Genomic DNA, 19,278 nt, shown 5'->3' with positions numbered 1-19,278 from the left:
CCAGGTGGTTCCGCCGACGCTGAACCTGGAAAACCTCGACCCCGAGATCGACTTGGACGTGGTGGCGGGCAAGCCGCGGCCGGGCAATTACCAGTACGCGATCAACAACTCGTTCGGGTTCGGCGGACACAACGTGGCCATCGCCTTCGGGCGGTACTGAACCCGAGCAACACCGAATATCAGGAGACCTGCGATGACTATCACGGCCCCCGAGACGGTTGGCGAGTCGCTCGACCCTCGCGACCCGCTGTTGCGCTTGAGCAATTTCTTCGACGATGACACCGTCGAGCTGCTGCATGAGCGCGATCGTTCCGGCGTGCTAGCCGCCGCAGGGACCGTGAACGGCGTGCGCACCATCGCGTTCTGCACCGACGGCACGGTCATGGGCGGGGCGATGGGCATCGAGGGCTGCACGCACATCGTCAACGCCTACGACAGCGCCATCCAGGAGCAGAGCCCGATCGTGGGTATCTGGCACTCAGGTGGTGCCCGGCTGGCCGAGGGAGTCAAGGCACTTCACGCGGTGGGCTTGGTCTTCGAGGCCATGATCCGGGCGTCCGGCTACATCCCGCAGATCTCGGTGGTCGTCGGCTTCGCCGCCGGCGGCGCCGCCTATGGGCCGGCCCTGACCGACGTCGTCGTGATGGCACCGGAGAGTCGGGTGTTCGTCACCGGGCCCGACGTGGTGCGCAGCGTCACCGGCGAGGACGTCGACATGGCCTCGCTCGGTGGTCCGGAGACCCACCACAAGAAGTCCGGCGTGTGCCACATCGTCGCCGACGACGAACTCGACGCCTACGAGCGGGGTCGCCGGTTGGTCGGTTTGTTCTGCCAGCAAGGGCATTTCGACCGGGATAAGGCCGAGGCCGGTGACACCGACATCCACGCGCTGCTGCCCGAGTCGGCGCGGCGGGCCTACGACGTGCGCCCGATCGTCACCGCGATCCTCGACGACGAAACGCCATTCGACGAATTCCAGGCCAACTGGGCGCCGTCGATGGTGATCGGTCTGGGCCGGCTGTCCGGCCGTACGGTCGGCGTGCTGGCCAACAACCCGCTGCGCCTGGGCGGTTGCCTGAACTCCGAAAGTGCCGAGAAAGCAGCACGTTTCGTGCGACTGTGCGACGCCTTCGGCATTCCGCTGGTGGTGATCGTCGACGTGCCCGGCTATCTGCCCGGTGTCGACCAGGAGTGGGGCGGCGTGGTGCGCCGCGGCGCCAAGCTGCTGCATGCGTTCGGCGAGTGCACGGTTCCGCGTGTCACACTGGTCACCCGAAAGACTTACGGCGGGGCCTACATTGCGATGAACTCCCGGTCGCTCAACGCGACCAAGGTGTACGCATGGCCGGACGCCGAGGTCGCGGTGATGGGCGCCAAGGCCGCCGTCGGCATTCTGCACAAGAAGAAGCTGGCCGCCGCGGCGGACCACGAGCGCGAAGCGCTGCACGACCAGCTGGCCGCCGAGCACGAGCGGATCGCGGGCGGCGTGGATAGCGCCATCGAGATCGGCGTGGTCGACGAGAAGATCGACCCGTCGCACACCCGCAGCAAGCTCACCGAGGCGCTGGCCCAGGCGCCCGCGCGCCGCGGCCGCCACAAGAACATCCCGCTGTAGGTCGCCGGCTTTGTCTAGTCACCACAAGGTGACTCTCGAATCCGATAGCGCGGACGCTATCGGATTCGAGAAGCTTGTAGTCATCCCGCGTCGCGGCCCAGGATCGCCGAAAGCGCTTGCCGCAGTTCCCCTTCGGGATCGGTGGGGAGTTCATCGGCGCGCCACCCGACGAAATCGTCCGGTCGGATCAGCAGCGCACCCTCCGGCGGCAGCCCGGTAACCGCCGCCCACTCGTCGCTGTAGAAGCGGCGCGCGGACAGCGACGCCGAAGTCGCGGCCGCACACCATCGCTCGTCCCCGGACAGCACGATGAATCGGGGTCCCAGTAGATCGAGTGTCGAGACTCCCTCGCGCACCCAGACGTGCGGCAGCCGAGTGCCGGGTTGGGCGCGCAATTCGTCCACCAGACCGCCACCGTCCGCATCGCGTGTCACGACCGCGGCCGAGCGGTACCGGTATCCGATGAGCAGCGCGAACATCGAGCACTCCTCGTCGGCCTGCAGTTGCGGCGCATCGCCACCCGCCCGCAGCAGCGCCACCGACGGCCCGGTGAGCGACTGGCGCGCGGCGAATCGGCCCACCGGATGACGCTCGGCCTGGTAGGTCGCCAACAGCTCGGGTGCGGCGGTGCCGTGTAGAACGGCGGCGAGTTTCCAGGCCAGGTTGTGCGCGCTTTGGATGGCGGTGTTGGCTCCTCCGGCTTTGAAAGGCGGCATGGTGTGCGCCGAATCGCCGACGAGAAACGCTCGCCCGCAATCGAATTGGTCGGCCACCCGCTCGTATGGTTGCCACGCCGCGACCTCGATGATGTCGATGTCTATCCGCTCGCCGATCGCCTTGGTGAGCACCTCGCGGCAGCGCTGAGGTGTGAACTGTTCGGCCGTCTCGCCTGCGCCGGGAAAGTAGGTGGTGATGAACATGCCGAGATCGCCCTCGGCGACCAGGAATATGCCATCCACGTGGTCGTTTTTGACCTGCACGCCGTCACCGTCGTGCAACTCCGGGATGAATCGTCGCCATGGCGCCCGAAAGTAGATGAAGACGACATAGATCGGCAGCGCGCCGTACCCGGATGTGGTGATGCCCAACCATTCGCGGATGGGGCTGTGCACGCCGTCGGCGCCGACGAGATAGTCGGCGCGGACGGTCTCCGACTCCCCCGACTCCGCGTCGCGCACCACCGCGGTGACGCCGGTTTCATCCATTTCGATCGAGGACAGCTCCGTGCCATAGCGCACGTCGTTGCCGCCGCGTCGCGTGGCGTCGCGCAGGATCGGCTCGAGCCGACTCTGCGGGCAATACTGCGCCGCCGGTTCGGGGCTGACCTTGTCCAGGCCGGCGAAGATCGCTTCGACGTCGAGCGCCGGTTCTTGCGCGGCGCTGTTGAGCGTGCGCCTGACGACCAGCGCCGAAACGTGCTCGGCGACCGCCCGCACCTCGTCTCGAACACCCAGGCCGCGAAGGATTTCCGAGCTGCGGAAACTCAGGTTGCGGGCCTTTGGGTAGAGGAAGAATTCCAGTCGCTTCTCGACCAGGAGCGAGCCCACCCCGTGCTGGGTCAGCAGCGCCGACATGGCGAGGCCGCCGACACCGGCTCCGACGATCAAAACTGGGACACGCGTCGCCATCGCAATCACCTCCATGCGCCAGAGCCATCCATAATTGTGGTAGAGACAATCATTATATATTGACTGTCATAATATGGGTGGTTAGCCGGGTGTCAACTGCTAGGCGGCCAAGATCTTCGATGGCTCACCAGAAATTCCAGCTAAAGGCCGTTGCGCTGGAAGCAGGAGTGGGTAAACAACGCCTAGCGCGGCGTCAGTTGGATTCAGGTCCTAACCGGAAGGGGCATCGGATGGTTCGTGAAGAGGGGGGCCGGTGGGACGTCGGCATCCAGAAGAACGCGGTTTACCTTGAGCGCATCTCTGAGAGTGACAAACGGTTATTCGATGATTCGCTATCACCTGAAGAGGCCCGTGACTTAGCTGGCCTGCTGACAAAGTTCGCAGGCAAGCTCGAAGAGGCCGCGGATTCGGACACGGCCGAGGACTCCAAGGACAGCGACGACTCCAAGGACAGCGAAGAGTCCAAGGACAGCGAGGACTCTGAGGACTCGAAGGACAGCGACGACAAGGACTCCAAAGACAAAGACTCCAAAGACAAAGACTCCGACGACTCCCCGGACAGCGGCGACTCCGACGACAAGGACTCCGACGACAAGGACTCCGACGACGACAAGGACTCCGAAGACTCGTCCGAAGACTCCAAGGACTCCAAGGACTCCAAGGACTCGAAAGACTCCGACGACAGGGAGGACTCCGATAAGTCGTCGGACTAAATCCGGATGCTCACGGTGCGGGGCGGCGGCTAGCCGACGCGCGCCAAGAACTCGGTTGCCACTGGAACAACACGCTCCCGATCGGGCGCCACCAGCCCGATCCGGGTCCGCCGATCGACGATGTCGGAGACATCCAGCGCCCCCTCATGAGTTATCGCGTATTCGAATTCCGCTCTGCTGACGTCGATTCCCTCGACGACCGGTTCGGCGGGGCGTCCGCAGGTGGCGGAGGCAATCACCTTGGGCGCCTCGGCCCCGTAGCGCCGCACCAGTGACGCCGGCAGCGCAGTGGCCTGCGCCGCGATCACCCCGGGGTTGGCCGGCGCTCCGATCAGCGGCAGATTGCGGGTCCGGCACTTCGCGCCGCGTAGCCGCCGCACCCGAATCGCGCGATCCAGCACATCCTGTGCCATGTAGCGGTATTCGGTCAGCTTGCCGCCGATCACGCTGATCACCCCGGACGCCGATTCGACGACGGCGTGTTCACGGGAAACGTCGGCGGTGCGGCCTTCGCCGGTGTCGATCAGCGGCCGCAGCCCGGCGTAAGCGCCGATCACGTCCGTGGCGGTGAGCCCGGTCCCCAATCCGGTGTTCACCGTGTCGAGCAGGAACGTGATCTCCTCGACCGACGGTTCGGGCACATCGGGGATCGGGCCGGGGGCCGACTCGTCGGTCAGACCCAGATAAACGCGGCCCAGCTGTTCGGGCATGGCGAAGATGAAGCGGTTGAGCTCACCGGGAATCGGAATGGTCAGCGCCGCAGTCGGATTGCCGAAGGCTTGGGCATCGAATACCAGGTGGGTGCCGCGGCTGGGCCGTAACCGCAGCGAGCCGTCGATGTCGGCCGCCCACACCCCGGCCGCGTTGATGACCGCGCCCGCCGACACGTCGAACGATTCCCCTCCGCGCATGTCGGTCAGTCGCACCGAGGTGCCGCTGGCCTGTGATGCCGACACATGGGTAAGGATTCGGGCGCCATGCTGCGCCGCGGTGCGGGCGACCGCGGTGACCAGTCGGGCGTCGTCGATCAGTTGACCGTCGTAAGCCAGGAAGCCGCCGTCCAGGCCGTCGCGTCGCACGGTGGGCGCCATCTCCACGACGCGCTGCGCCGAAATCCGGCGCGAGCGGGGCAAGGTCGACGCCGGGGTGCCGGCGAGGAACCGCAACGCGTCACCGGCCAGGAACCCGCCGCGCACCAGCGCCCGGTTGCCCGAACTCATCGACGGCAGCAGCGGCACCAATTGGGGCATCGCATGAACCAGGTGAGGGGCGTTGCGCGTCATCAAGATTCCGCGCTCGATGGCGCTGCGCCGGGCAATGCCCACGTTGCCGGTCGCCAGGTAGCGCAGCCCGCCGTGGACGAGCTTGGAACTCCACCGGCTGGTGCCGAATGCCAGATCGTGTTTCTCCACCAGCGCCACCCGCAGCCCGCGCGCCGCGGCATCCAACGCGATCCCTGCACCGGTGATGCCGCCGCCGATCACCACCACGTCCAAGGGCTCACCGTCGGCGAGTGCGGTCAGGTCGGCCGCGCGGCGCGCGGCGTTCAGAGCGGTCGGATCAGGTATCACGACAGATATCCGTTCAGCGAGTAGGCAAGTTCGGTGGCCAGCGCGTCGGCGTCGAGCATCGACTCGACGATCCCGGCCGACTGGATGGTCGACTGCGCGATCAGCAGCACCATGGTCGCCATCTGGACCGGGTCGCCGAGCCGGACGCTGCCGTGTCGCTGAGCCACCCCCAGCCGGGCGGCAAGCGCGTCGATCAACATGCGCTGGCTCGTCCCCAGGCGTTCGGTGATGTACGTCGACGCGAGATCCGAGTGCAGCACCGACATCACCAATCGATCTGCCCGTAACAGATCGGTCACCGTAACGACCTGTCGCACAACCGATTCGCGATCATCCCCAAGCAATGGCGCGTCGCGCATCACTTCGGTGATGTGCTGGGTCAAAAGCGCCGCCACGATCGACTGCGTGTCCGGCCACCGCCGGTACACCGTCGGCCTGCTGACACCCGCGCGTCGGGCTATCTCGGCCAGGGTCACCCGGTCCACCCCGAAATCCACCACGCAGCTGGCCGCCGCCGCGAGGATCCGCTCGCCGGTATCCAGTTCCGTGTTACGGATTGACAACATATGTAATACTGTAACGCATGACGGACCCTCAGCGGCTTTTGCCACCGATGAAATGGAACGCGTGGGGAGATCCCGCCGCGGCCAAGCCGCTGCCGGAGGGGATCCGGTCATTGCTTCAGCAGGCCGTGGGGGTCGAGGGGTCCCGCACGGCCGAACTGCGACCGACCCAGGTGCAATTGCGCCCGTCGGCGTTGTCGCAGCAAGATCAGGAGGCCCTGGCCGCCATCGTCGGCGCCGAATACTGCCGCGCCGCGGACCCCGATCGGTTGCTGCATGCGGGCGGCAAATCCACCATCGACCTGCTCAACCGCGCGGAGCGCGGCACGCAGGATGCGCCCGACGCCGTGTTGTTGCCTGGCGATGACGACGCCGTTGCCGCGATCCTGCGCTACTGCTCGCAACATCGCATCGCCGTCGTACCCTTCGGTGGGGGCACCAGCGTGGTCGGTGGGCTCGATCCCATCCGCGGGGAGTTCTCCGCCGTCGTCTCGCTCGATCTACGCCGGTTCGACCAACTGATCTCACTGGACGACGTGTCCGGCCAGGCCGTTTTCGGGGCGGGGGTCACCGGCCCGGACGCCGAACGCCTCCTTGGCGCACAAGGCTTTTCGCTCGGCCATTTCCCGCAGAGCTTTGAGTACGCCACCATCGGCGGCTTCGCCGCGACACGCTCCTCCGGTCAGGACTCGGCGGGCTACGGCCGGTTCAACGACATGGTGCGCGGGCTGCGGGTGGTCAGCCCGGTGGGCACCATGGACTTGGGTCGCGCACCGGAATCCGCCGCGGGCCCCGACCTGCGCCAGCTGTTGATCGGCTCGGAGGGCACCCTGGGCGTCATCACCCAGGTGCGGCTGCGCGTGCACCGCACGCCGGAAGCCGTCCGCTACGAGGCGTGGTCGTTTCCCGATTTCGAGACCGGGGCGGCGGCCCTGCGCGCCGTCACCCAAAATGCGACCGGCCCCACCGTCATTCGGCTCTCCGACGAGGCCGAGACCGGAGTCAACCTGGCCACCACCGAGTCGATCGGCGAATCTCAGACCACCGGCGGATGCCTGGCCATCACCATGTTCGAAGGCACCAAGGAGCATGTCGAAAGCCGGCACGCCGAAACCAGCGCACTGCTGGCGGCCCATGGTGGAACCCCGCTGGGCGACGGTCCGGCGCAGGCCTGGGAGCGCGGCCGATTCGGCGCGCCGTACCTGCGCGATTCGCTGCTCGCGGCGGGCGCGCTATGCGAAACGCTGGAAACTGCCACCGACTGGTCGGGCGTTCCTGCGCTGAAAACCGCTGTCACCCAAGCACTTACCGAAGCCCTTGCCGCAACAGGCACGCCCGCTTTGGTGATGTGTCACATCTCCCACGTCTACCCCACCGGCGCCTCGTTGTATTTCACCGTCGTCGCCGGGCAGCGGGGCAACCCCATCGAGCAATGGAAAGCCGCCAAAAAGGCCGCGTCGGATGCCATCATGGCCACCGGCGGGACCATCACCCACCACCACGCGGTCGGTGCCGACCACCGGCCGTGGATGCGCGACGAGATAGGCGAGCTGGGAGTGCGGGTGTTACGCGCCGTCAAGGAGACATTGGATCCGGCCGGAATTCTCAATCCCGGCAAGCTGATTCCGTGACAGCCGAGCCGCGCCGCCGAGAAATCGGCAAGGTGATCGCGCTGACCAACCCGGTGTCGGGCCACGGCGCCGCGGTCCACGCCGCCCAGCTCGCGATCGCCCGACTGCACCGCCGGGGCGTTGAGGTCGTCGAAATCATCGGCGACGACGCACAAGACGCGCGCCACCTGGTCGGCGCGGCCCTGGAGAAGGGCACCGACGCGGTCATGGTGACCGGAGGCGACGGCGTCGTCTCCAACGCCCTGCAGGTGATGGCCGGCACCGACATTCCGCTTGGCGTGATTCCGGCCGGCACTGGCAACGACCACGCCCGCGAATTCGGCATTCCCACCAAGGACGCCGAGGCCGCCGCGGACATCGTCGTCGACGGCTGCACGGAATCCATTGACCTGGGCCTGATTCGGGACGGCAACGGGGTTGAGAAATGGTTCGGCACGGTGGCGGCCACCGGCTTCGATTCGCTGGTCACCGATCGCGCCAACCGGATGACCTGGCCGCACGGCCGGCTGCGCTATTACGTCGCGATGCTCGCCGAGCTGTCGCAGCTGCGGCTCCTGCCGTTCCGCATGGTGCTCGACGGCACCCAAGAGTTCGACGCGGATATCACGCTTGCCGCCTTCGGCAACACCCGCAGCTACGGAGGCGGGATGCAGATCTGCCCCGACGCCGACTACACCGACGGTCTGCTCGACATCACCATGGTGCACGAGGCATCCCGCACCAAGCTGGTCCGACTGTTCCCCACCGTGATGAAGGGCACCCACATCAACCTCGATGAGGTGAGCACGGCGCGGGCCAAAACAATTCACGTCGAGTGTCCCGGCATCAACGTCTATGCCGACGGCGACTTCGCCTGCGCGCTGCCGGCCGAGATCTCGGCGGTGCCGGGTGCGCTGCAGATTCTGCGGCCGGCCAAGCGGCAGGTCCCGGTCTCCATGAACCATTAACGGATGTTCGAAAGCGCTACCGGATGCGCTAGCTGTTTCGAGAGTCGCTCATTGCTTCCAGACAGACGGCACGGGCGAGCCGCCGATCGACTAACCGACACCCTGGCTGAGCCAGGTCACCTCGCCGACCTCGCCGCCGTCGCGATAGGCCTCGAGCGCCTCATCCCAGGCGGTGCCCAGCACCGAGTCCAATTCCGCGGCCAGGGTGTCGGCGCCCTGGGCCATCATCGACCGCAGCCGCATCTCCCCGACCATGATGTCGCCGTTGGCGCTCATCGCTCCGCTCCACAGGCCGAGTTGCGGGGTGTGGCTGAACCGGTGGCCGTCGACTCCGGGGCTGGGGTCCTCGGTGACCTCGAACCGCAGCACGGACCAGGACCGCAACGCGTTGGCCAGTTTGGCGCCGGTGCCCACCGGCCCAACCCAGTTGGTGACCGCGCGCAGCTGTCCGGGCATCGCCGGCTGGGGCGTCCAGGTCAGATTCGCCTTGGCACCCAGGGACGACGACAACGCCCACTCCACATGCGGGCAAACCGCCGCGGGCGAAGCGTGCACGTACACCACGCCGGTCGTCACGTCGGCGAATTGATTCGACGCTCGCATTTCCTGCTCCTTCGGTTCCACCAGGGACGTCTTCCCCAACGACCTGCGGACCCGACAAACAGGGCAGCTTGCTGAAATCTTCGGTTTTTTGTGTGTCGTGCGTGTCTATTGTGCCTTGTGATACCCGTGTTGCGCTAGTGTGCATTTCCCACTAGCTGTAATCGGCTATCACGGCGTCAGAAATCGCCGGCCACGGCCCCAGCGCCCACTCCCCGAATTCCCGGTCCGTGAGGACCACCAGCGCTAGGTCTTTTTCGGGATCTGCCCAGATGAAACCACCTGCTTGGCCAAAATGGCCGTACGTTCGCGCGGAATTATGCGCGCCCGTCCAGTGCGGCGATTTCGTGTCCCGAAGCTCAAAACCCAGCCCCCAATCGTTGGGCCGCTGCACCCCGTAACCGGGCAGAACGCCGTCCAGACCAGGAAACTGCACGGTCGTCGCCTCGGCGTGCAGGCCCGCCGAGATCGTCGCCGGACGCAACAAGTCCCCGGCGAACGCCGCCAGGTCCGCCACCGTCGACCTCGCTCCGAATCCGGCGGCCACCGCGCCGCCGTCCAACTGGGTCGCCGCCATGCCCAGCGGTTCACACACCGCCTCGCTCAGGTAGCGCGAGAACTCAATGCCGGTCGCTTGCTCCACGGTCTGGCCCAACACGGTAAAGCCCTGGTTGGAGTAGATTCGGCGGGCACCGGGCGCGGCCAGCACCTGGTCGGAGTGCATCGATAGGCCCGCGGTGTGGGCCAGCAGGTGGCGGATGGTCGCGCCGGGCGGGCCGGCCGCCATGTCGAGGTCGACCGCACCTTCCTCGATAGCGACCTGCACGGCACGGGCTGCCAGCGGCTTGGTCACCGAGGCCAGCTCGAACACCCGTCCGGTGTCGCCGTGGCTGGCCAGCACGCCGCCAGCACCAACGACCGCGGCGGCGGCAGCCCCGACCGGCCAGTCAGCTATGGCCTCTAGGGCCGCCATCACTTCCTGGCGATGTAGTAGTTGTTGATCGGGTCCGACTCGATCTCGGCCACACTCACGTCGCCGAACCCGGCATCGCCCAACATCGAGACGGCCAGCTGCGTGCCCCAGGCGGTGCCCAGTCCGGCGCCGTCCAACGCCAGCGACACCGTCATGCAGTGCATCAGCGACGTCGTGTACAGGTAGGTGCTCATCGGAACGCCGACGTTCTCCTCGAGCCGGCTCGACGCCTTGATGTCGGCCATCAGCAGCACGCCGCCGGGCCGCAGCGCCCGATAGATGTTCTCCAGGACCCGCGCCGGCTGCGCCTGATCGTGGATGGCGTCGAAGACGGTGATGACGTCGTAGGCGTCCGCCTTGTCCAAATCAGCCAGATTGTGGCTCTCGAAGGCAGCATTGGTCAGGCCCAGCTCGGCGGCTTCCCGGATCCCGGTCGCGATGGCCTGTTCGGAAAAGTCGATGCCGGTGAAGCTGCTGGCCGCAAACGCGTGTGCCATCACGTTGATGGCGTGTCCGCTGCCGCAACCGAAATCCGCCACCTCGACTCCGGACCTCAGGCGCTCCACGAGGCCGTCCACCAACGGCAGCACCACGTCGACCAACGCGGTGTCGTACACCACGCCGCTCTGCTCGGCCATCAACGCGTGAAAGCGGGGAAACTCGCTGTACGGCAGCCCGCCGCCGGCGCGGAAGCACCCGATGATTTTTTGTTCGACCTCGGCGAGCACCGGAACGAGCAGGGTCACCAGGGCCAGGTTGTCCGGTCCGGCCGCGCGCGTCAGCACCTTGGCGCGCTCCGCGGGCAACGAGTAACTGGCCGTGTCGGAGTCGTACTCGACGACGCGTCCGGTGGTCATGCCGGCCAGCCACTCTCGGACGTAGCGTTCGTTGAGCCCGGCGGCCGAGGCGATCTGCTCACTGGTGGCGGGTGCCAGCCCGGCCATCGTGTCCAGCAGGCCGGTCTGATGCCCGATGCTGAGCAACAGCGTCAGGCTTGCGCCGTCGATTGCGTCAGTGATCCGTTCGGTGAATTCTTCGGTGGTCTCCAAAGCCGTCACGTCCAGGGACGCTACACCCGGTACTCGGCCAACCGGTTGTCAACGGCGGATGGGTGGACAACCCGCCGGGAGATGTATGGCGTCGAACGCCTAGGTTGGAGCCCATGAGTCAGACAGTGCGCGGAGTGATTTCACGCAAGAAGGGCGACCCCGTCGAATTGGTGGACATCGTTGTCCCGGACCCCGGGCCGGGGGAGGCTCGGGTCGACATCATCGCCTGCGGGGTGTGCCACACCGACCTGACCTACCGCGAGGGCGGGATCAACGACGAGTATCCCTTCCTGCTCGGCCACGAGGCGGCCGGCCGGGTCGAGGCCGTCGGCCCGGACGTGACCGCCGTCGCGCCGGGAGACTTCGTCGTTTTGAACTGGCGCGCGGTGTGCGGGCAGTGCCGGGCCTGCAAGCGCGGCAGACCGCACCTGTGCTTCGACACCTTCAATGCCACGCAGAAAATGACGCTGACCGACGGCACCGAGCTCACGCCCGCCCTGGGCATCGGGGCGTTCGCCGACAAGACGCTGGTGGCCGCCGGCCAGTGCACCAAGGTCAATCCCGAGGCCGACCCTGCGGTCGCGGGGCTGTTGGGCTGCGGGTTAATGGCCGGGCTGGGTGCGGCGATCAACACCGGCGCGGTCACCCGGGACGACACCGTCGCGGTAATCGGATGCGGCGGCGTGGGCGACGCCGCCATCGCCGGTGCGGCGCTGGTGGGCGCCCGGCGCATCATCGCCGTCGACACCGACGACACCAAACTGGACTGGGCCCGCAAGTTCGGCGCCACGCACACCGTCAACGCCCGCCAACTCGACCCGGTCAAGACTATTCAGGACCTCACCGACGGGTTCGGCGCCAACGTGGTGATCGACGCGGTGGGCCGGCCCGAAACCTGGAAGCAGGCCTTTTACGCCCGCGACCTCGCCGGAACCGTTGTGCTGGTTGGTGTTCCGACCCCCGACATGCGCCTCGACATGCCCCTGGTGGACTTCTTCAGCCACGGCGGCTCGTTGAAGTCCTCGTGGTACGGCGATTGCCTGCCCGAACGCGACTTCCCCACATTGATAGACCTGTATCTGCAGGGCCGGCTTCCGCTGGAGCAGTTCGTCTCCGAGCGCATCGGGCTCGGCGACGTGGAAGAGGCGTTCCACAGGATGCATGGCGGCAAGGTGCTGCGGTCGGTTGTGGTGCTCTGATGGCGGGCATCGAACGACTGGTCACCCACGGCACCTTCGAACTCGACGGCGGCAGTTGGGAAGTCGACAACAACATCTGGATCGTCGGCGACGACTCCGACGTGGTGGTGTTCGACGCCGCGCATTCCGCCGAGCCGATTCTGCGGGCGGTTGGTAAGCGCAATGTGGTCGCGGTGGTCTGCACCCACGGCCACAACGACCACGTCACCGTGGCTCCCGAACTGGGCGCGGCCCTGGACGCGCCGGTGCTGCTGCATCCCGGTGACGACGTGCTGTGGCGAATGACTCACCCGGACAAGGACTTCCGCACGATCACCGACGGCGACACGCTCGACGTCGCAGGCACCGAGCTGCTGGCGTTGCACACGCCGGGTCACTCCCCCGGGTCGGTGTGCTGGTACGCCCCGGAGCTGGGCCCGACAGGCGTGGTGTTCAGCGGGGACACCCTGTTCTCCGGCGGCCCGGGCGCGACGGGGCGCTCGTATTCGGACTTCCCCACCATCCTGCAGTCGATTTCCGGTCGGCTCGGCACGTTGCCCGGCGAGACCGTCGTGCATACCGGCCACGGCGACAGCACCACGATCGGCGACGAGATCGTGCACTACGAGGAATGGGTGGCACGCGGACACTGAGTTCGTCCACGCCGAACTGACCACCCGCTCGGCCTCTATCGTTGACCCATGCGGCCTGAACCCCAAATGCCCGAATCGAGCATTGTGGTGCGGCCCGAGCCTGCCTACACCGAGGCGTCGCGGCTGCGGGCCGCCGGTTTGGCACAGGCGATCGCCGCGTTCGAGCGGGCCGCCGAACAGGTGACGCTGCCCAAGGCTCCACAGCCGATCGTCATCGCCGACTACGGGGCCGCCAACGGTCACAATTCGCTGAAGCCGCTGTCGGCGGCCATCGCGGTGTTGCGTCGTCGCACCCGCCACGATCACGCAATCCTGGTGGCGCACACCGATGTACCGCGCAACGACTTCGCCGCGCTGTTCGAGACCGTGTCCGACGACCCGGAAAGCTACCTGCACTTCGACACCGCGACGTTCACCTCCGCGGTCGGCCGCTCGTTTTATGACCAGATCGTGCCGTCCAAGACGGTCAACCTGGGCTGGACGTCGTGGGCAACCCAATGGCTGAGCCGGACTCCATGCGAGGTTCACGATCATGTGGACGTCTCGCGCAGCAGGGACGACGCCGCGCAATCGGCCTATGCCGACCAAGCCGCGCTGGACTGGCATAACTTCGTCGCCTTCCGCGGCCGCGAGTTGGCTCCCGACGGCCGGCTGGTGGCGTTGACGTTGGCCGCCGACGAGGACGGCACGGCGGGCTTCGCCCCGTTGCTCGACGCCGTCGTCGCGGCGCTGGGCGATCAGGTACGCGACGGTCTCCTGCAGTCAGATGAGGTGCGGCGCATGACGATTCCCACGTTCGCCCGTGCCGAGAAGGATTTTCGTGCCCCGTTCGCACCCAAGGGCCGGTTCGAGGGCCTGATGATCGAGCACCTGGAGATGTTCAACGCCGAGGATCGATTCTGGGCTCGTTACCAAGTTGACCACGACGCAGAGGCTTTCGGCGCGCAGTGGGCGGCGTTCGCTCGCTTCGCGCTGTTCCCCTCTCTGGTGGGCGCACTCGACGGTGGGATCCACGACGAGCGAGCGGCGCAATTCGTCGAGCAACTGGAGGGCGGGCTCGCAGAGCGCCTGTCACGCGCACCCGAGCCGATGCGGATTCCGCAGGCCTTGGTCGTGCTGGTCAAGCGCGAGCCATCGCGTCGATGAGAGTTTCGGCACAACCATGCAGCGGGTAATCCCTTGCAATCGTCGAACCTGCGACCGCAAGGGGGTAGACGCATGAGCGTGCAGGACGATAAATCCGCTGATCAAGAAGATGATCAGCGGCAAGACCAAGCTGATCAAGACGATGAGCAAGCGCAAGACCACACTGATCAAGACGATGAGCAACGGGTAACCGAGAAGCCCGAGCCGGACGAGGATGACAAAAAAGAGGCCGCCAAGATGATGGAGGCCTACAAGGAAAAGCCCACGATCGTGCTGCCCGGCACCGGCGGAAGCGTGTCCGGCACCGCGGTCAACGATTGGCTGGACGAAGACGGCAATCCCAAGCACGAAGAACCCGAGGGTTCGGATGACCAGGGCTCTAATGCCCAGGATAGTCAGGGTTCGGACACCCAAGGCGCGGAGGCCAAGGACTCTGATGCCCAGGATTCGGATGCCCAGGAGCAGGGCGATGGCCAGCGCGACGAAGAGGCGCTGCAGGAGCAGATCGAAAAGGACAAGGCCCTCAACGAGAAGCTGAGAGAAGCCGCCGAGGAGGAGAACAAGGGCGAAAAGAGTTGAGCTGAACCCGGATTCCCGATCTACGGTCAGCGAGCGGGTATCGGACCCAATGCGCTCACGCCCAAGTTGCCCTCGATCTCCTGAATGATCTGGTTGACCCGGTCGAGCCCGGGAATGGGTTCGTTGACGCCCGGAATGGGTGGGATCGGTGGGGCCGCCACCCTGCGCGGCCCCGCGGGCGCGGCCGGCGGGGCCGCCTGAGGAGTTGCCCGGGGTGTAGTGGTCATCGGCGTCTCGGTCTCGGCGGGCGGGGTGGTGTCGGAGGTCGACGGCACCGGGACGTCCGGTGGCGGCGGGGCGGGCTGGGCAGTTGCGCTGTTGGGAGCCGGCGGCGGGGCCGCGGGCGTCGTGCTCAGGGCCGGCGTGGGTGTGGTCGCCGTTTTGTTCTGCGAGTTCAGTCCGATCGCCACGGCGGTTCCTACCAGCAGAACTGCCGCGACGGTGATGATGACTGCGGTTGCCGGCAGCAGGTGCCGGCGAGAAAACAGCCGCTTGCGCCTGGGGGTTTCGGGCGCGGGCTCGGCCGCCCCGGTTAAAGAGCCGGCGTCAGGTCGCGGGTACCCCGTCGCGCCGGTGGCGCTGACCCGTGAGGTGTGTCCGGTGGCCGACCACGCCCGCACCAACTCGCCATGTGTCGCCTCCGCCGGTGGCGCCTCGGCGGTCGCGGTCGCTCCCGGGCGCGAATCCGGCCGCACCGACGCCCGAGCCGTCGCCGTGGCGGGCGCGGCGGGTGCGGAGAGCGTCGCGCCCGCATCGCCGGGACCGTGCGCCACCCGCATCGCGGCGCCGACCGCGGCCGCGAGTTGCGGTCGTGGCGTCGTGGCCACGGGAACGCGAAAATGCCGCGACAGCGCGGTGGTGACGGTCGGCAGGTTCGCCCCGCCGCCCGTCGAGACCACCGCGACCAGATCACGGATCCCGTTGCGCGCCAAGGCTTCCTCCAACGCCACGATCAGGCCGGCCAGCGAAGGGCGGATCGCGTCGTCAAGTTCGTGCCGGGTGAGCCGCACTTCGCCGCGCGTACCGGTCAGCCCGTCTGTCAGTGTGGTCACCGTGCTCGAGGACAGCTGTTCCTTGGCGATCCGGCATGCGCTGCGCAGTCGGCTCAGCGAGCCGATCGCCGCGGTGCCGGACGGGAAAGCACCGGTGGTCGGCATGTTGGCGATGGCGACGCCCAGCAGCGCCTGGTCGATCAGGTCGCCGGAGAAATCGCGGTGCCGAACGGTCGGAGCCAACGCGCGGTAATCGCCGTCGGCCTGCATCAATGTGATGTTGGTGCCGCCCCCGCCGAAATCGCAGAGCGCCACGGTGCCGCGCGGCGGTATGCCCGGGTTGGTCCGCACGGCGAGGAGCGTCGCGGCGGCGTCGGGGATCAACAGGATGGGGCGCGTGCGTTGTGACCATTCGGGAATCTCACCCAGGGCAGCACCGAGGGCCTCCACCGCGGGTGACTCCCAGTGGGCCGGATAGGTCACCGCGACGTCGTCGGGCACGGCGCGTCCGCCAGTGGCGGCGTATGCGAGCGCCCGCAATCCGTCGGCGATCAATACCTCGCTGCGGTGCACCGAGCCGTCGACCGCCACGACGCCACGCGGGTCGCCGAGCCGGTTGACGAAGCCGGTGATCACCACGCCGGGCCCTTGCAGTCTGGGGTTCTCCGCGGGGATGCCGATCTCGGCGGGCCGATCCGGATAGAGCGTCAGAACGGGCTTGCGGGTGATGGCGTTGTCGGAGGTGACGGCCGCCAGGTTGGTGGTACCGATCGATAAGCCCAGCGTGGTCCCGACTCCATTGGCCATATCCCGATCCCCGTATCCGCAGCACCAACCCGCATCCGGCTAGCCGTTATTGTGCCGCCAAATCCTGTATTCCGTGTCAGCGGCAGCTATGCGCCCGCTGTGCGCCGGTCAGCGGATGCTGCCTTCGCCCGCGATCAGCGGAAGGTCGAGCGGGGTGACCCAGCCCGGCCGCAGGTCGTTGACCGCGGGAACGGCATTGAGTGCCCGCAGGCCGGTCGCCAGGCATCCGGCCGCGGCCGCGTCCCGGCCCGAGCCGTCGGTGAACCGGAACGCGGTCTCCTGGAAGATGCTCGGGGTGCCCTCGATGTCAACGCGGTAGACGTCGTTGTCATGGCCCGTCGGCCAGTCCGGGGCGGCGTCCAGCCCGATCCGGTTGACGTGTTCGAGCTGGATGCGGGTCTCATTTTGATAGACGCCGTTGATGGTGAACCGGACCGCGGCCACGTGCCCTGGTTTGATGACGCCCCTGGCGGAGTTGCGCTCCGTCGGGGTCAACCACTTGTCCCAGGTGGTGGTGATTTCGTCGAGCATGATGCCGGCGGCGTGCGCGATCATCGGGACGGTGGCGCCCCACGCGAAGATCAGCATGTCGCGGTCTTCCAGCATCGGCTTGAATTCGGGCTCGCGGCCGATGCCCATCTCGAATTCGTAGTCACCCTCGTAGTTGGTGTAGTCCAGCAACTCGGAAGCCCGGACCCGGCGCACCTCTGAGCACAGCCCCATCAGTGTCATCGGGAACAGGTCGTTGGCGAATCCGGGATCGATGCCGGTGGTGAAGCAGGACGACTCTCCCAGCTCGCAGGCCTCCGTGATCGGCTGGATCCAGTTCGGCGGGTTGAGGCTCATGGTCGGCCAGACCCACGGTGTCATCGCGGTCGAGCACACGTCGATGCCGGCCCGCAGGAATTGGGTGATCAGCTTGATGTTCTCTTTGGCGTGCATCGCGGTCGGGCCATAATGCACCAACGCGTCCGGCTTCAGTGCGATCAAAGCGTCGATGTCGTCGGTCGCGACCACGCCCACCTTCTCGGGCATTCCGCAGATTTCGCCGACGTCGCGGCCGACCTTGTCTGGGTTGCTGACGCCGACACCGACCAACTCGAACAGCGGATGCTTGACGATCTCGGCGATCACCATCTTGCCGACGAAGCCGGTTCCGTACACCACCACCCGCTTTGAGCCGTGTTCCGCCATGCTTTGACGCCACCTTTCCGGTCACCAGCCCCCGCTTCGGCTTCACATTAAGCTTCCCTACCGTCGCTCGTGGTGACACGATGCAATTCATGATGAAGCACCTCGCCGGACCTTCGGTCCTGTTGGCCGTCGGTTTCGGGTTCGCGAATGCGTGCGGCGTGGCCCACGCCCTTCCCCAGATGCCGAAGGTCCGCTACGAGATCAACGGGCCCGCGGTCGCCGAGTTCATCTACTACCAAACCGACAACGGCCAGCTCCATCAGGTGAATGCGCCGCTGCCCTGGTCGACGGAGTTCACCAGCTTTGGCGGGGAAGTGTTCAGCATCAGCGCGCAGGGGCCGGGCCCCATCTCCTGCAAGATCTTGCTGGACGGCAACGTGGTGAGCGCTGCGACGGCAACCGTGGGCGCGCCCGCCAGAACGGTCTGCACGCACTGAGCCAGCGCTCACCTTTTTCACCACGAAGGAGGTCTAGATGAGCCTCAAGACGGGACCAAAGAAAGGCCTGGCGCCGCGGGCGAACGGGACGCCACCGCCCGACATTCCGCTCGCCGACATCCATCTCGACTCGCTGGACTTCTGGGAGTTGGACGACGACGTCCGCGAGGGCGCTTTCGCCACCCTGCGCCGCGAGGCGCCGATCTCGTTCTGGCCCGCGGTCGAGTACGAGGGGTTCGAACCCGGCGGCGGGCATTGGGCGCTGACCAAACACGACGACGTGTACTTCGCGAGCCGTCACCCCGACATCTTCAGCTCCAGCCCCAACATCACGATCAACGACAACACCCCGGAGATCAGCGAATACTTCGGCTCGATGATCGTGCTGGACGATCCGCGACACCAGCGGCTGCGCTCGATCGTCAGCCGCGCGTTCACCCCGAAAGTGGTGGCGCGCATCGAGGCATCGGTCCGCGAGCGCGCCCGTCGGCTGGTCGCGTCGCTGGTCGCCAATCATCCCGACGGCGAGGCCGAGCTGGTCGGTGAGCTCGCCGGTCCGCTGCCGTTGCAGGTCATCTGCGACATGATGGGCATCCCAGAGGAGGACCATCAGCGCATATTCCATTGGACCAATGTGATTTTGGGGTTCGGCGACCCGGATCTGGCCACGGATTTCAATGAGTTCCTTCAGGTTTCGATAGACATCGGCGCCTACGCCAGCGCGCTGGCCGAGGACCGGCGATCCAATCACCACGACGACCTGACCACCAGCCTGGTGGAGGCCGAGGTCGACGGCGATCGCCTCACCTCCCAGGAGATCGCGTCGTTCTTCATCCTGCTGGTGGTGGCCGGCAACGAAACCACCCGCAACGCGATCAGCCACGGCGTGCTCGCGTTCACCCGCTATCCCGACGAGCGCACGAAATGGTGGGCCGACTACGACGGTCTGGCCCACTCGGCCGTCGAGGAGATCGTCCGGTGGGCATCGCCGGTGACCTACAT

18 protein-coding genes and 1 pseudogene are annotated in these 19,278 nt (G+C 66.7%); 11 read left to right on the top strand and 8 right to left on the bottom strand.

What is annotated here, in order from left to right:
• Together VFW69_RS13900 and VFW69_RS13895 are read left to right on the top strand one after the other, a co-directional pair.
• A pseudogene (locus VFW69_RS13900) lies at positions 1-160 on the top strand (beta-ketoacyl-ACP synthase); the annotation flags it as partial.
• A gap of 33 nt (positions 161-193) precedes the next feature.
• The gene (locus VFW69_RS13895) at positions 194-1,615 is read left to right on the top strand and encodes an acyl-CoA carboxylase subunit beta (RefSeq protein WP_526502100.1); all 1,422 of its coding nucleotides are present in this window, start codon (positions 194-196) and stop codon (positions 1,613-1,615) included.
• 80 nt (positions 1,616-1,695) lie between these two features.
• On the opposite strand, the gene VFW69_RS13890 is transcribed toward VFW69_RS13895, so the two are convergent.
• Positions 1,696-3,243, bottom strand: coding sequence for an FAD-dependent oxidoreductase (locus tag VFW69_RS13890; RefSeq protein WP_526502099.1), 1,548 nt, complete (start codon positions 3,241-3,243; stop codon positions 1,696-1,698).
• 230 nt (positions 3,244-3,473) lie between these two features.
• On the opposite strand from VFW69_RS13890, the gene VFW69_RS13885 reads away from it, so the two are divergent.
• Positions 3,474-3,956, top strand: coding sequence for a hypothetical protein (locus VFW69_RS13885; protein ID WP_526502098.1), 483 nt, complete (start codon positions 3,474-3,476; stop codon positions 3,954-3,956).
• A 29-nt stretch (positions 3,957-3,985) separates the two neighbouring features.
• Here VFW69_RS13885 and VFW69_RS13880 read toward each other — a convergent pair whose 3' ends face one another.
• Positions 3,986-5,527 (bottom strand): glycerol-3-phosphate dehydrogenase/oxidase, encoded by a 1,542-nt coding sequence (locus tag VFW69_RS13880; RefSeq protein ID WP_526502097.1) that lies wholly within the window; start codon positions 5,525-5,527, stop codon positions 3,986-3,988.
• A complete protein-coding gene (locus VFW69_RS13875) occupies positions 5,524-6,093 on the bottom strand; it encodes a TetR/AcrR family transcriptional regulator (protein ID WP_526502096.1) in 570 nt (189 codons plus the stop codon). Before VFW69_RS13875 ends, VFW69_RS13880 begins: the two co-directional genes overlap by 4 nt.
• A 47-nt stretch (positions 6,094-6,140) precedes the next feature.
• Between VFW69_RS13875 and VFW69_RS13870 the strand changes: the two genes are divergently transcribed.
• Positions 6,141-7,721, top strand: a complete 1,581-nt coding sequence (locus VFW69_RS13870) for an FAD-binding oxidoreductase (protein ID WP_526502101.1) — start codon at positions 6,141-6,143, stop codon at positions 7,719-7,721.
• A complete protein-coding gene (locus tag VFW69_RS13865) occupies positions 7,718-8,668 on the top strand; it encodes a diacylglycerol kinase (protein ID WP_526502095.1) in 951 nt (316 codons plus the stop codon). Before VFW69_RS13870 ends, VFW69_RS13865 begins: the two co-directional genes overlap by 4 nt.
• A gap of 90 nt (positions 8,669-8,758) precedes the next feature.
• Here VFW69_RS13865 and VFW69_RS13860 read toward each other — a convergent pair whose 3' ends face one another.
• From VFW69_RS13860 to VFW69_RS13850, 3 genes are all read right to left on the bottom strand, one after another.
• A complete protein-coding gene (locus VFW69_RS13860; RefSeq protein WP_526502094.1) occupies positions 8,759-9,271 on the bottom strand; it encodes a DUF3145 family protein in 513 nt (170 codons plus the stop codon).
• A gap of 151 nt (positions 9,272-9,422) precedes the next feature.
• Positions 9,423-10,241 carry a serine hydrolase domain-containing protein gene (locus tag VFW69_RS13855; protein WP_526502093.1) on the bottom strand — a complete coding sequence of 273 codons (819 nt, stop codon included), beginning with the start codon at positions 10,239-10,241 and terminating at the stop codon, positions 9,423-9,425.
• Positions 10,241-11,299: a class I SAM-dependent methyltransferase gene (locus VFW69_RS13850; protein ID WP_526502092.1), complete on the bottom strand. Its 1,059-nt coding sequence runs from the start codon at positions 11,297-11,299 to the stop codon at positions 10,241-10,243. The genes VFW69_RS13855 and VFW69_RS13850 overlap by 1 nt, the downstream gene beginning before the upstream one ends.
• Before the next feature lie 104 nt (positions 11,300-11,403).
• Between VFW69_RS13850 and VFW69_RS13845 the strand changes: the two genes are divergently transcribed.
• The 4 genes from VFW69_RS13845 to VFW69_RS13830 all read left to right on the top strand — a co-directional run bounded on the left by VFW69_RS13845 (position 11,404) and on the right by VFW69_RS13830 (position 14,846).
• Positions 11,404-12,489 carry an S-(hydroxymethyl)mycothiol dehydrogenase gene (locus VFW69_RS13845; RefSeq protein WP_526502091.1) on the top strand — a complete coding sequence of 362 codons (1,086 nt, stop codon included), beginning with the start codon at positions 11,404-11,406 and terminating at the stop codon, positions 12,487-12,489.
• Complete coding sequence (locus tag VFW69_RS13840) at positions 12,489-13,121, top strand: MBL fold metallo-hydrolase (protein WP_526502090.1); 633 nt, start codon at positions 12,489-12,491, stop codon at positions 13,119-13,121. Before VFW69_RS13845 ends, VFW69_RS13840 begins: the two co-directional genes overlap by 1 nt.
• Positions 13,122-13,169: 48 nt before the next feature.
• Complete coding sequence (locus VFW69_RS13835; RefSeq protein ID WP_526502089.1) at positions 13,170-14,267, top strand: class I SAM-dependent methyltransferase; 1,098 nt, start codon at positions 13,170-13,172, stop codon at positions 14,265-14,267.
• 72 nt (positions 14,268-14,339) lie between these two features.
• Complete coding sequence (locus VFW69_RS13830) at positions 14,340-14,846, top strand: hypothetical protein (RefSeq protein ID WP_526502088.1); 507 nt, start codon at positions 14,340-14,342, stop codon at positions 14,844-14,846.
• Positions 14,847-14,872: 26 nt separating this feature from the next.
• Here the strand turns inward: VFW69_RS13830 and VFW69_RS13825 are convergent, their stop codons facing one another.
• Both VFW69_RS13825 and VFW69_RS13820 read right to left on the bottom strand, forming a co-directional pair.
• On the bottom strand, positions 14,873-16,645 hold the full coding sequence (locus VFW69_RS13825; RefSeq protein WP_526502087.1) for an Hsp70 family protein: 1,773 nt from the start codon (positions 16,643-16,645) through the stop codon (positions 14,873-14,875).
• A gap of 108 nt (positions 16,646-16,753) precedes the next feature.
• A complete protein-coding gene (locus VFW69_RS13820; RefSeq protein ID WP_526502086.1) occupies positions 16,754-17,839 on the bottom strand; it encodes an NAD(P)H-dependent amine dehydrogenase family protein in 1,086 nt (361 codons plus the stop codon).
• An 89-nt stretch (positions 17,840-17,928) separates the two neighbouring features.
• Here VFW69_RS13820 and VFW69_RS13815 point away from each other — a divergent pair, with 89 nt between their 5' ends.
• Together VFW69_RS13815 and VFW69_RS13810 are read left to right on the top strand one after the other, a co-directional pair.
• The gene (locus VFW69_RS13815; RefSeq protein WP_526502085.1) at positions 17,929-18,276 is read left to right on the top strand and encodes an MmpS family transport accessory protein; all 348 of its coding nucleotides are present in this window, start codon (positions 17,929-17,931) and stop codon (positions 18,274-18,276) included.
• Between the two features lie 37 nt (positions 18,277-18,313).
• On the top strand, positions 18,314-19,278 hold a 965-nt coding region (locus VFW69_RS13810; RefSeq protein ID WP_526502084.1), incomplete at its 3' end, for a cytochrome P450.

Origin of the sequence: Mycobacterium sp., assembly GCF_036273375.1 — a bacterium.
Taxonomy (GTDB): domain Bacteria; phylum Actinomycetota; class Actinomycetes; order Mycobacteriales; family Mycobacteriaceae; genus Mycobacterium.
This window is presented reverse-complemented; position numbering and strand designations above follow the sequence as displayed.